Below are 12,067 nucleotides of genomic sequence, written 5' to 3'. Positions count from 1 at the left end.
GGCGCGCTCCAGCAGCGCCGCCCGTGCCCGCCGCAGCGCTCAACATGTCGGCGGTCTGATCAAAGCCTCGATACGCGACCGGGTCAGCGGCCCCTCGGCGGCCATCACGGCTAAAGAATCTGAACGGGGGCGACCAAGGCCAGCGCCGCGCTGTTGGCGTCATCCATCGCAACGAACGCCCCGGACGCCACCGTCAACGCCGCCGATGCCGATGAAAGTCGCTGGCTGAATGCGCCGCAATACTCACCCAAGGCGGCATGCATAGCCGCCGCGGCCACACCGGACAACTCCGCCGACCCGCTCAAACCGCCCGCCGACGACGCCACCTGCGCCGCATGCCCAGCGATGACGACGCGGCCCGCAGCGCTCCGCCAACAACATCCAACGTCTCGGTACCACTCGCCACGCGCCCCCTCCACAGCCAACCGTGATGGTCCGGAACTCTAGGCACCGCCACGTGAGGTTGTCACACCGAAGCCCAAGTCATCTAACCGAGAGCCCGTGATCGCCTACCGGCGAATTACCCACCACCGCAACAGCACAACAACCGCTTTCCCGCCGGCGCGGCGGCATGATGCCCACCAGCCGCCGCCCTCATGGGCCAGCTCGGACTCCGCTCAAGAATCATCTTTGGGCTGAAGGTAACTGAATGTCTTGCAGCGCATTTCCGCCCAGTTAGGCTTTCTGGGTGGCAGATACCCCGTCGTCATACCTGGTGCTGGCCTCCCAGCGCAGCGGCAGCACGCTGCTGGTCGAATCGCTGCGCGCCACCGGCGTGGCCGGCGAGCCTCAGGAGTTCTTCCAGTACCTGCCAACCACGAGCCAGGCCCCGCAGCCGCGGGAGTGGTTCGCCGGTGTGAAGGACGAATCGATCCTGCGCCTGCTTGATCCGTTGGACGAGGGCAAGCCGGACCTCGCGCCGGCCGAGATCTGGCGCGACTACATCCGCACGGTCGGCAGGACACCCAACGGCGTGTGGGGCGGCAAGCTGATGTGGAATCAGACGCCGCTGCTCATGAACCGCGCGAAAGACCTGTCGAACCGATCCGGCGACGGCCTGCGCGCAGCGATCCGCGACGTGGTCGGCGAGGATCCGGTGCTCATTTACGTCTACCGGCCCGACGTCGTGTCGCAGGCGGTGTCGTTTTGGCGCGCGGTGCAGACGCGGGTCTGGCGGGGCAGGCCCGATCCGGTCCGCGATGCGCGCGCCGTGTATCACACCGGGGCGATCGCTCATATCGTCACCATGCTGCGTGCCCAGGAGGAGGGCTGGCGAACGTGGTTTGCCAAGGAAGACGTGAAACCGATGGAGATTGCGTATCCGGTGTTGTGGCGCAATCTGACTCAGCTGGTGGCCGCCATCCTTGAAGCACTCGGACTCGACCCGCGGCTGGCGCCCGCGCCGGTGCTCGAGCGGCAGGCCGATCAGCGATCCGACGAGTGGGTGGACCGCTACCGCGCCGACGCCGAAAGAGAGGGACTGCCAACATGACACGCGTCGGCGACGATGCAGTGGGGGCACCGCCCGCGTGCGGGGGAGAGCGGCGCACATGACAACGACGCTGACCGACGCGCGGCACGTCGACGAACTGCGACTGCTGGAAGCCGAGGCCGTACACATCATCCGCGAGGTCGTCGCCGAGTTGGAGCGGCCGGTGCTGTTGTTTTCGGCCGGCAAGGATTCGATCGTGCTACTGCGCTTGGCGGAGAAGGCCTTCCGACCGGCGCCCCTGCCGTTTCCAGTGATGCACGTCGACACTGGCCACAACTTCGGTGAGGTCATCGAGTTCCGCGACCGCAGGGTCACCGGCCACGGCCACAGGCTGATCGTTGCGTCGGTGCAGGAATCGATCGACAACGGCCGCGTGCCGGACCCTGGTCCGGGCGCGTCGCGCAACCGGGCGCAGACCCGCACCCTGCTCGACGCGCTGGAGGCCGGGGGCTTCGATGCGGCGTTCGGGGGTGCCCGCCGCGATGAGGAGCGCGCCCGCGCCAAGGAACGGATCTTGAGCTTCCGCGACGAGTTCGGCCAGTGGGATCCGCGTGCGCAGCGTCCCGAGCCGTGGTCGCTCTACAACGGCCGGATCAAGAAGGGCGAGCAGGTGCGAGTGTTTCCGCTGAGCAACTGGACCGAACTCGACGTGTGGCGCTATATCGAGTTGGAAAGCCTTGAGCTGCCGTCGATTTACTATGCACACGAACGCGAGGTGTTCGAGCGCGACGGCATCCTGCTGGCGGTGTCGGAATACGCCGGGCCGCGGGACGGCGAAACCGCCGCCGTGGAGTGGGTGCGGTACCGAACCGTCGGCGACCTGACCATCACGGGGGCGGTGCGCTCCACGGCCACCGACATCACCCGGGTCATCGCCGAGATCTCGGCGGCGACGGTTTCCGAGCGCGGCGAGACCCGAGCCGACGATCGCACGTCGGCCGCCGCTATGGAAGACCGCAAGCGCGAGGGCTACTTCTGATGCCCACGGGCGTGACGCGCCAGCTGCTACGCATTGCCACCGCGGGTTCGGTGGACGACGGCAAGAGCACCCTGATCGGCCGGCTGCTGCACGACACCGACAGCCTGCCGCTGGATCACCTGGAAGCCGTCACCGACTCCGACGGCGTCGCCGATCTGGCGGCGCTGTCGGATGGTCTGCGCGCCGAACGCGAACAGGGCATCACGATCGACGTCGCGTACCGATTCTTTTCCACCGACACTCGCAGCTACATCCTGGCCGACACGCCCGGTCACGAGCGCTACACCCGCAACATGTTCACCGGCGCATCCAACGCACATGTGGCGATCCTGCTGGTCGACGCGCGCGCCGGGGTGCTGCGTCAAACCCGCAGGCATGCCCGAATCGCAAAGCTGTTGGGCATCAAGCACTTTGTCGCCACGGTGAACAAGATCGACCTCATCGGCTTCGACCAGGCCGGGTTCACCGAGGTGGCAGACCAGCTGCGCCAGATGGCGGCGCGCCTCGGCGACGTGGACATCACGGTGATTCCGATCGCGGCCAAACACGGCGACAACGTCGTGCGACGCTCCGGCCGCACCCCGTGGTACGGCGGCCCCACGCTGCTGGAATACCTGGAATCCGTCGAGTTGGCCGCGCCGCAGGCCGAGGCGTCGCGGCTGCGGCTGCCCGTGCAATGGGTGTCCCGCCCGACCGCCGACGTGCGCCGCCGCTACACCGGTCGACTCGCCGCTGGAACGCTCAGTGTCGGTGATCCCGTGGTGTCGCTGCCCGCCGGTACGCGTTCGATCGTGACCGCGTTGGATACCCTTGACGACGACCGCACGACAGCCGTTGCGCCGCTGTCTGTTTCGATCGAACTGGCCGACGATATCGACGTCGGCCGCGGCGACGTGTTGGTCAGCGGAGACAGCGATGCGGCGCCGCCGGTGCTCGCCCGAGAGCTCGACGCGACCGTGTGCTGGTTCGCCGACACTCGGCTGCGGGCCGGCGACCGGCTGGCACTCAAACAGACCACCAAGACCGTGCGGGCAACCGTGCAGGCGCTGCACACCCGGCTGGACCCGGAGACGCTCGACGAGCTCGACGGACCGGTTGAATTGGCGCTCAACGACATCGGCACCGTAACTCTGCGAACCAGCTCGATCATCCTCGCCGACAGCTACGACGACAACCGTGACACCGGCGCATTCATCCTGATCGACGAGTCCACCAACGACACCGTCGGCGCCGGCACCATCCTCGAGGCCCGGGAGGTCAAACCCGGCACCCATCCGCGCACCGACATCCGCTGGCATCCGTCGTCGCTGGACCGCGGCTACCGCTGGAGGGCGACCGGGCAAGCGGGTGCGACCATCTGGTTCACCGGCCTGCCCGCGTCGGGCAAATCGACAATCGCGGTCGCCGTGGAGCGCGCACTCGTCGAATCGGGACGGGTGGCTTATTTGCTCGACGGCGACAACCTGCGCCACGGCCTGTCCGACGACCTGGGCTTCTCACCCGGAGACCGCACCGAAAACATCAGGCGGGTGGGGCATTTGACGCGCCTGCTGGCCGACGCCGGGGTGGTCGCGCTGGCGTCACTGGTCTCGCCGCTCAAGTCGGACCGCGAGATCGCCCGCGCCCTCAACGACGCCGCCAAACTGCCCTTCATCGAGGTGTACGTCGCCACATCGCTGGCCGAGTGCGAAAAGCGCGACCCCAAGGGCCTGTACGCGCGGGCGCGCAGCGGCACCCTCGCCGGACTGACCGGTGTGGACGCGCCGTACGAGCCACCCGATAATCCGGACCTCGTGCTCGACACCACCGACGCCGACATCGACGACCTCGCCGCGCGGGTCATCGCTGTACTCGACGAGCGTAGCCCGCGCCTGGCCGGTGGCTCGGCAACCTGAAGCAAAGCTGCGAGCGATCGTGGTCGTGGACTTCCCGTTGCCTGAATCGACCCACAGTCATGGCGCACATATTCTTGTTTCTTGCTGGCCATCGTTCCCAACCCGAAAGTGAGCGGCCGAGTGTCCCATGATTCATGACCTGACCTTGCGTTGGGTGGTCAGCGCACTGTTCACATTGAGCGCAGCCGAATGCGGTATAGCGATCGTCACCCAACGTCGGCCGTGGACCTTGGTCCTCGGCCACGGCCTGCATTTCGCGATGGCGGTTGCAATGGCGGTGATGGCCTGGCCCCGGGGCGCACGGATTCCGGCGACGGGACCAGCAGTGTTTTTCCTGCTGGCGGCCGTGTGGTTCGTCACGATGGCCGTCGTCGCGTCCGGACCGCCCGCCCTGCGGTCATTGCGTGGATATCACGGCCTGATGATGCTGGCGACGGCCTGGATGTATGCCATCATGAGCGATCATCTGCTCCCCGTCCGATCGAGCATCCAGCAGCCCACTCAGCCGGATATGGCGATGCCGGCACAGGACATGGCTGGGATGAACATGCCGACCAGCGGCGCCTCCTCCCTATGGTTCAGCGCGGTGAACTGGATCGGTATGGTCGGCTTCGCGGTCGCCGCGGTTTTCTGGACATACCGGTACTCGATGGAGCGCCGGCACCACGCGACCCGGAGCAGATCGCTGGGCACCCTGGGTCAGGCGATCATGGCGGCCGGTATGGCAATCATGTTCCGCGCCGCGTTATCTCAGGTCTGATCTGACTCGCGCTGGCTGCGCGCGCGTCTGCGGTCCCAGACCCGTGTCGGGTGTTGCCGTCGAAGCGGCGTAGCCGTAGTGAGTTGGTTACCACGCTGACCGAGGAGAACCCCATCGCCGCGCCCGCCACCACCGGGTTCAACATGCCGAGCGCGGCTAGCGGGATCGCGGCGGTGTTGTAGCCGAAGGCCCAGCCAAGGTTCTGGTAGATGGTGCGCAGGGTTTGCCGTGAGAGCCCGATCGCGCGCACGACGCCGTCGAGTCGGTCGGACATCAGGGTGATGTCGGAGGCCTCGATGGCCACGTCGGTACCGGTGCCGATCGCAATCCCGAGATCGGCTTGCACCAGCGCGGGGGCATCGTTGACGCCATCGCCGACCATCGCGACCACCCGGCCCTCGTCCTGCAACCGCCCCACCTCGGCTACCTTGTCCTGCGGCAACACCTCGGCCAGCACCCGGTCGATGCCGACCTGCTGGGCGATCGCGTTTGCCGTGCGGGCGTTGTCGCCGGTGATCATGGCGACCTGCAGGCCCATGGCGTGCAGCTGACGGATCACGTCGACGGCGTCGTCCTTGATGGTGTCGGCCACCGCGAGCACACCCACAACCTGGTTGTCGCGGCCGACGAATACCGCGGTGCGGCCCCGCTCTTCGAACTCGGCGGCCGCGGCGGCCAGATGGTCGGGCAGCCGCAGATCCTGCTCGTCGACGAGCTTGCGGCGCCCGACCAGTACCGGCTTGCCGTCGACCTCGGCGCGCACCCCGTGCCCGGCGACGTTGGTGAACGCGGTGGCGGCCGGGATCTGCAGCCCCCGTTCGCGTGCACCGGCGACGATCGCGGCGCCGATGGGGTGTTCGGAGCCCGATTCGACCGCGGCGGCGATGCACAGCACCTGATCGGGGTGGCGCCGCGTGCCGGCAACGACATCGGTGAGCCGCATCTGGGCGCGGGTGAGGGTGCCGGTCTTGTCGAACACCACCGTGTCGATCTTCTTCGAGGCTTCCAGCACCTCGCCGCCCTTGACCAAGATGCCCAGCTCCGCGCCTCGGCCGGTGCCAACCATGATCGCCGTCGGGGTGGCCAGGCCCAGCGCACACGGGCAGGCGATGATCAGCACCGCGACCGCCGCGGTCATGCCACCGACCGGATTGCCGATCATCGTCCACCCCGCAAACGTCGCGACCGCAACACCAACGACGGCCGGAACAAACACCGCCGAAACCCGATCGGCCAACCGCTGCACCGGGGCCTTGCCGCCCTGTGCCTGCTCGACCAATCGCACAATCTGCGCCAGCGCGGTATCGGCGCCTACGGCGGTGGCCCGCACGGTCAACACACCATCGGTGTTGACGGTCGCCCCGGCGACATGGTCACCCACCGTCTTCTCGACCGGAACGGACTCTCCGGTCAGCATCGACTCATCGACGGCGGCGCGCCCGTCGATGACCTCGCCGTCGACCGGGATCTTCTCCCCCGGCCGCACCCGCACCAGGTCTCCGACTTGCACCTGATCAACCGGGACGCGCAGCTCCTCGCCGCCCACCAGCAGCGTGGCTTCCTTGGCGCCCATCTCCAGCAGCTTGCTGATCGCCTCGCGCGCCTTGCCCTGGGCCCTGGCCTCGAAATAGCGGCCCAGCACCACGAACGCGATGATCAGCGCCGAGGTGTCGAAGAACAGCGGCCCGCCGGCGAACAACTGATAGGTGGAGTAGCCAAACGCGGTCAACGTGCCCAGGGCGATCAGCGTGTCCATATTCGAGGTCAACGCTCGCGCCTGCCGCACCGCCCCCTTGAGGAACGGCCACCCGGCGACGAATTGCACGGGCACCGTCGCGGCGAAGGCCACCCACCCCGCCCACGGGTAGGCGCCGAAAAACATCGTCGAACCCATCGCCAGCAGCCCTAGCGGGAAGGCCAACCACACCCGCCGCAACCACTTTCGCCGCTCGCGCCGACTCTGCTCGTCCGGCGATAACTCGCTGCCGGCGACCGGTTTCGACCCGCAGCCGCCGCAATTCGCGACGTCCGGCGCACGGTCTCGCTCGCCACGGCGCAGGCCAAACAGCGCCAACCCGATGCCGCTGGCAATTCGCCGCACCAGACCGGTCTTGGGGACATCAGCCGAGTGCGGGGCACGCGCGGGCACCGATTCTGCCGGGACGTGCTCGGCTTCGACGATCGCCGACAGCACGTCAGCGGTGTCGCAGTGCTCCGGCGAATACCAGATCACGACGGACGCCGTGCGCGGATAGGCTTGCACGCCTTGCACGCCGGCCACTTGGGAGACCGTCTCCTCGATGGCGACGGCCCGAACTGCGTCGACACGAAAACCGTTGACACGCACCCGCATCCGCCCCGACGCTGTGGAGACAACTTTCAGCGCGTCGTCGGCACCGGTCAAGACACCAGTGGTCATCTGGCGTCACCCGAGTCCACCGCCGTCAGCGGTGAAACTTGCTCCCCGGCAGCCTCTTTGGCCTCGGCCACCACATCGGCGACCGTCAGCCGCACCTGCTCGGCGCTCTCGGCGACCTTGCGCTCGGCCTCGCGGACAACGCGGATGCCCCACGCGGTCGCGGCGACGGCCCCCTTGCGCAGCGGAGCCTTCGCGACCACCTTGCGTATAGCTTCATACGCCGCCACCCCCACCATGCCGGTCACCACAGTCGGCGCCGCCCTCATCAACAATCCATGCACCATCGGTGAAAACTCCCTTCGGATCGTTTGTCCCATGAACGGCGGCCGCGACTTCACTGGCGCGCACTCGCCCCGTGTGATGACACCTACTGGACACCCATAAGCCGCTACCGCTGACCGCCGGCAACCCGCGCTAGCAACTGGTCCGCCGGCCAGAATGTGGCGATCCGGGCCGCCGGTCCTCCGGCATCCGAATGATCCCGTCGCGTCGCCCCGCTCGTGCTAACCACAGACACCGCCCATCTTCGTCACCGGCAGCTGACACGAACCCAGTGTTATCCTTCCAGTACGCTGGAAAGTCAAGGAGAGTGGCATGAAGATCGGCGAGCTGGCGAAGCTCACCAACACCAGCACCAAAACCATCCGCTTCTACGAGGACTCGGGCCTGCTTTCGCCGCCGGCACGCACCGCGTCGGGTTATCGCGACTACGGACCCGAGATTGTGGATCGGCTGCGGTTCATCCGGCGCGGCCAAGCCGCCGGGCTGACCCTGCAAAAAGTGCGCCAGATCCTGGCGATCCATGACCGCGGCGAGGCGCCGTGCGGGCACGTCCGACACGTCCTGAGCGCCCGTCTTGACCAAGTCCGCGCCCAGATCGCCGAACTCGTCGCCCTGGAAGGCCACCTGCAAACCCTTCTCGATCACGCGTCGCACCATGCGCCCTCCGAACATGACCAGTCCACGGTGTGCTGGATTCTGGAAAGCGATCTCGACGCCCCAGCCCTCGGCGAACTTAGCGACTCGCGCTACTAGACCGCGAATTACGTTGGGAAGCCGCTGATTCCGTGTCTGGACCAGACGAGCCGATGCGATGGATCGCCGCGCGAAGCGATCAGCGGCAGGCCGTGTCTGGACCAGCCGACGGGCTCGGTTCCTGTCTCACGGTGCGAGCCTGATAAAGCCCGGCGGTGTGGGTCGCGCCGGCGCCGGCTCGACCGGACCGCCACGGCCGTTGCCGCCACTGCCGCCGCCGCCGATACCGCCGCCGCCGCCGTTGCCACCACTGCCGCCGCCGGCAGCGCCCCCCGGCTGAGGAGCATCAGCGGGAGGCTCCACTACCTCTTGCGGTGGCGGCGGGGGCTCCTGCGGCGGCGGGGGCGGCTCTTGCGGTGGCGGCGGGGACTCTTGCGGTGGCGGCGGCTGTTGCGGTGCCGGCGGCGACTGTTTTGGTGACGGCGCCGCCATCGGCGGGGTGGTGTCAGGATCTGCGCCGTCGGCGGTGGTGGTCCCGGAATCTGCGGCGGGTTCGGTAACAGGGGATCCCCCGCGGGAACCGCTCCGATCAGCGAGCCCGCCACGAAAACCCGGCCGTCTATCACATGAGACAGCCGCACCGCACCGGCGCCCGTCGGTTCCGGCCGCGCCACCGCCATATTGTGCATGTGCCCGGCGACCCGGTACGCCGGTTCCGTCGATCCCGGCGCGAAACTCGCCATGATGGCAGCGATCTTGGGTTGATCGTACGGGCAGTAGATCTGCACTGCCACAGCGATGAATCGGGTCATGGTGGTCGTGAGGCGGGCGGGGTACTGGCGCACGACCGGATCTATGTTGTACGCATCGTTTCTCAGCCCGTCCAGCACGTCGCCCACCGGCATGCCGGCATCGAGTTTGAGACAAACCTTATGGGCCGCGGCAATAACGCTTGGCACGTTCGCGACGGCCGGGATCTCTTTTTCGTTGAGCAGTGCCAGAAACTGCTCGTCTTGATTCGGGTCGGCCGCTGCCGTGCCACCGCGCAGGATTGCGCCCCCGGTGAGCACCACGACGGCGGCCACTAGCGCGCCGGCAAGGTTGGTGAACATGGCTAGGCCGCTCCCGGGTAGCACCACATTACGCCGGCCGTGCTCAGGGCTATGTGGATCAGCGGTCCGCCAGCGACGAGAAGCGTTGTGGCGGTGAGCAACAGCCCGGCGGTCCACAGACGTCGGGCCGCGAAGGGCGCCACCAGACGTTCGGCGCGGTCCAGCACATCGACGCCAGCTGCCGCCACAACGCCCTGCGGTGTCGGAGCACCGAGCGACAACGCCAGTAACGCGTCCAGCAGCGTCTGTGAGCCGTAGCGGCGGGCCGCTGCGTCGTCGGCCGACATCTCCAGCAACCGAGCGATCTCTTGGGCGCCCTTGCTGAACAGCGCCACCCGGGGAACGGCCGCCGCCAACGCGCGAGCGAACGCCAGGACTTGCTGGTGGTGCCCGGTCAAATGGGCACGCTCATGCGCCAGCACCACTTGAAGGTGGCGATCGGTGAGCGCGTCGAGCGCCGCGCTGGTCACGACGATGGTGTCCGGGCGACCAGCCACGCAGTAGGCGGCCCGCTCGGGGGCATCGATCACGACGGCGCCCACGCCATCGATTTGGCGGCCGATCATGCGGGCTTTCTCGGCATGCCCGCGGCTTTGCGCGCGTGCCCGCCACATCGATCTACCCAACCGCCAACCCACCATGGTCAGCGCGCCCACTGCGACCCCGGCCAGCGCCGCTATCCCGGCCTGCACGACTGGCCCGACGCCGCCGTCGAAGAGCCAACACAGCGCCGCGAAACACGCGTGGGCGAGCCGGCCCGGCTGCTCCCAGTGCCACGTGAGGGCCGCGATCAGGAAGCCGGCGGCGATCAGCCACGACGCGACGACGCTGATCATCGCCGCCAGCCACGCAACCACCCCCAGCCGCGGCGCGGTGCCCGCCCCGGTCAAGCGCTGCAGCACCGTCGGCGAGAGCACCGCGACCGCGACGCTGTACAACAGCAGACACATCACGACACTCATCACGGCGTCCTTTCCCGCCGTTCGGCGAGCATGGCATGGGCGGCCGTCGTGGCGTAGTTGACGTGCGCGGATTCGACACCGGGCTGCCTGCTCCGGATCCGTCGCACGCGGATCGCGCACGACGCGCAGGCCATCCCCTCGACCGAAAAATCAAGGCTCGCCGGCGAGATCGTGGTTTGCGTCATGGCGTCAGCCGTTCGCGGCTACCGCGTAACCCTGGTCCTCGATCGTGGCCACCAACGCGTCATGACCGATCAGGGCCTCATCGAAGTCCACGGTGACTCGCCTGCCCGGTATGTCAACAACCGCGGAGCGGACACCATCGAGGGGGCGTAGCGCGCCCTCAATCGCGGCTTTACAGGCCTCACACGAGATTTCGGGTACCGAAACGACCTCTATGCTCACCGCGATCACCTCCGATGCTGGTCGCGGCGTAACTCCGCTACCTGGCATCACCTCAAGTTTCATCCTTCCAGTGCACTGGAGGGTCAAGGGGATTATTGCTCGGGCAGAGACGGCGTCTTCCCGTTGTCTACTATATCGGTACGTAGACCGTAGATCGCGGTTGACTGTGGCTTGTTCCGGTGAAGGTGACGTCATGCAGTCGGTGCGGGGGGCCATGATGGGGCCCCGCATGATGGAAGCCGCCGGACTACCCGTAGCCACTACCGAGGGAGCCGTGAACGAGCCATGTTGCGACCCGGCAATTGTGGCGGCCTGCCAAGCGAAATCGCCAGCCACATACGAGGTCTGGCTACGCGGCAACCCTCACTTCCGTCGGGCGCGTCTGGCCAACCGCTGCAACGCCGCGCGCAAACGCTCGGATTCTTCGGGGCTGATCTGCTCGAGGAAGTGGGTCAGCACCAGTTCGGAACTCCCCCCACCGTCCAGCGCCTCGCGCATGAGCTGGGCGCTGTGCTGCTCCCGAGTCAGCGACGGCCAATACCGGTAGGCCTTACCGTCTCGTTCGCGCGCCAACCACCCCTTGGTGTGCAGGTTGTCCATGGTCGACATCACTGTGGTGTAGGCGATTTCGCGTTCGGCGGCCAGCTCGTCGAAGATCTCGCGGACGGTCGTAGTCCCGTCCCGATTCCAGATGCGATCCATCACCACCGCCTCCAACTCCCCGAATCCGCGCACCCGCACTCTCACGCCTCCGATCTCGATGCCACACTGCCGCCTGTGCCGGGTGACGCCACTCACGACCGTATACTTCCTACGTACACACATAGTAGATAAATGCCACTGCGCACACAATTCATCCAATCGCAACGGCCATGCACGCGAACAGATGGTGTCCGCCTGGGGATCAGGTTCTCGCCAGTGGCCAGTTCGCGACGCCGCACAGTCTCAACGCGTTGTTCTCCGCCTGCGCTCGAGTTCGGTGGCGCCATGCTTTGCCGGCCGCGCCGTTGGGGGCATAGGCGATCGCGCCATAGTGGGCAATCGGAGGGATGGGCAAAGCGCTCGCGC

Annotated in this window: 12 protein-coding genes and 2 pseudogenes; 5 read left to right on the top strand and 9 right to left on the bottom strand. The window is 67.3% G+C overall.

The window, feature by feature from the left end; translation table 11 throughout:
- Positions 1 to 110: 110 nt before the first annotated feature.
- Entirely contained in the window at positions 111 to 326 is a 216-nt protein-coding gene (locus G6N24_RS03995; RefSeq protein WP_085162106.1) for a hypothetical protein, read from the bottom strand.
- A 362-nt stretch (positions 327 to 688) separates the two neighbouring features.
- On the opposite strand from G6N24_RS03995, the gene stf0 reads away from it, so the two are divergent.
- From stf0 to G6N24_RS03975, 4 genes are all read left to right on the top strand, one after another.
- Positions 689 to 1,492 (top strand): trehalose 2-sulfotransferase, encoded by an 804-nt coding sequence (stf0, locus tag G6N24_RS03990; protein WP_085162105.1) that lies wholly within the window; start codon positions 689 to 691, stop codon positions 1,490 to 1,492.
- A gap of 58 nt (positions 1,493 to 1,550) precedes the next feature.
- A complete protein-coding gene (gene cysD / locus G6N24_RS03985) occupies positions 1,551 to 2,471 on the top strand; it encodes a sulfate adenylyltransferase subunit CysD (protein WP_085162104.1) in 921 nt (306 codons plus the stop codon).
- Positions 2,471 to 4,366 carry an adenylyl-sulfate kinase gene (cysC, locus tag G6N24_RS03980; protein WP_085162103.1) on the top strand — a complete coding sequence of 632 codons (1,896 nt, stop codon included), beginning with the start codon at positions 2,471 to 2,473 and terminating at the stop codon, positions 4,364 to 4,366. Before cysD ends, cysC begins: the two co-directional genes overlap by 1 nt.
- A 127-nt stretch (positions 4,367 to 4,493) precedes the next feature.
- Positions 4,494 to 5,126, top strand: coding sequence for a DUF5134 domain-containing protein (locus G6N24_RS03975; RefSeq protein ID WP_085162102.1), 633 nt, complete (start codon positions 4,494 to 4,496; stop codon positions 5,124 to 5,126).
- On the opposite strand, the gene G6N24_RS03970 is transcribed toward G6N24_RS03975, so the two are convergent.
- Complete coding sequence (locus tag G6N24_RS03970) at positions 5,095 to 7,479, bottom strand: copper-translocating P-type ATPase (protein WP_139822536.1); 2,385 nt, start codon at positions 7,477 to 7,479, stop codon at positions 5,095 to 5,097. The two genes, G6N24_RS03975 and G6N24_RS03970, sit on opposite strands and share 32 nt — an antisense overlap.
- Positions 7,480 to 7,541: 62 nt before the next feature.
- Positions 7,542 to 7,829 carry a DUF1490 family protein gene (locus G6N24_RS03965; RefSeq protein WP_085162100.1) on the bottom strand — a complete coding sequence of 96 codons (288 nt, stop codon included), beginning with the start codon at positions 7,827 to 7,829 and terminating at the stop codon, positions 7,542 to 7,544.
- 310 nt (positions 7,830 to 8,139) lie between these two features.
- On the opposite strand from G6N24_RS03965, the gene G6N24_RS03960 reads away from it, so the two are divergent.
- On the top strand, positions 8,140 to 8,580 hold the full coding sequence (locus G6N24_RS03960; protein ID WP_085162099.1) for a hypoxia response transcriptional regulator: 441 nt from the start codon (positions 8,140 to 8,142) through the stop codon (positions 8,578 to 8,580).
- Between the two features lie 126 nt (positions 8,581 to 8,706).
- On the opposite strand, the pseudogene G6N24_RS03955 reads toward G6N24_RS03960, so the two are convergent.
- The 6 genes and pseudogenes from G6N24_RS03955 to G6N24_RS03930 form a co-directional block, all read right to left on the bottom strand.
- Positions 8,707 to 9,632 (bottom strand): annotated as a pseudogene (locus G6N24_RS03955) (DUF732 domain-containing protein).
- Between the two features lie 2 nt (positions 9,633 to 9,634).
- Positions 9,635 to 10,594 (bottom strand): M56 family metallopeptidase, encoded by a 960-nt coding sequence (locus G6N24_RS03950; RefSeq protein WP_085161080.1) that lies wholly within the window; start codon positions 10,592 to 10,594, stop codon positions 9,635 to 9,637.
- Positions 10,594 to 10,779 (bottom strand): heavy-metal-associated domain-containing protein, encoded by a 186-nt coding sequence (locus G6N24_RS03945; RefSeq protein WP_085161078.1) that lies wholly within the window; start codon positions 10,777 to 10,779, stop codon positions 10,594 to 10,596. The genes G6N24_RS03950 and G6N24_RS03945 overlap by 1 nt, the downstream gene beginning before the upstream one ends.
- Before the next feature lie 4 nt (positions 10,780 to 10,783).
- The gene (locus tag G6N24_RS03940; RefSeq protein ID WP_197743109.1) at positions 10,784 to 10,999 is read right to left on the bottom strand and encodes a cation transporter; all 216 of its coding nucleotides are present in this window, start codon (positions 10,997 to 10,999) and stop codon (positions 10,784 to 10,786) included.
- 363 nt (positions 11,000 to 11,362) lie between these two features.
- Positions 11,363 to 11,740 (bottom strand): BlaI/MecI/CopY family transcriptional regulator, encoded by a 378-nt coding sequence (locus tag G6N24_RS03935; RefSeq protein ID WP_085161076.1) that lies wholly within the window; start codon positions 11,738 to 11,740, stop codon positions 11,363 to 11,365.
- A gap of 193 nt (positions 11,741 to 11,933) precedes the next feature.
- Positions 11,934 to 12,059 (bottom strand): annotated as a pseudogene (locus G6N24_RS03930) (DUF4189 domain-containing protein); the annotation flags it as partial.
- Positions 12,060 to 12,067 lie beyond the last annotated feature (8 nt).

Source organism: Mycobacterium lacus (assembly GCF_010731535.1).
Lineage (GTDB): Bacteria > Actinomycetota > Actinomycetes > Mycobacteriales > Mycobacteriaceae > Mycobacterium > Mycobacterium lacus.
The sequence above is the reverse complement of the archived record's forward strand: the minus strand, read 5'-3'. Positions and strand labels throughout refer to the sequence as shown.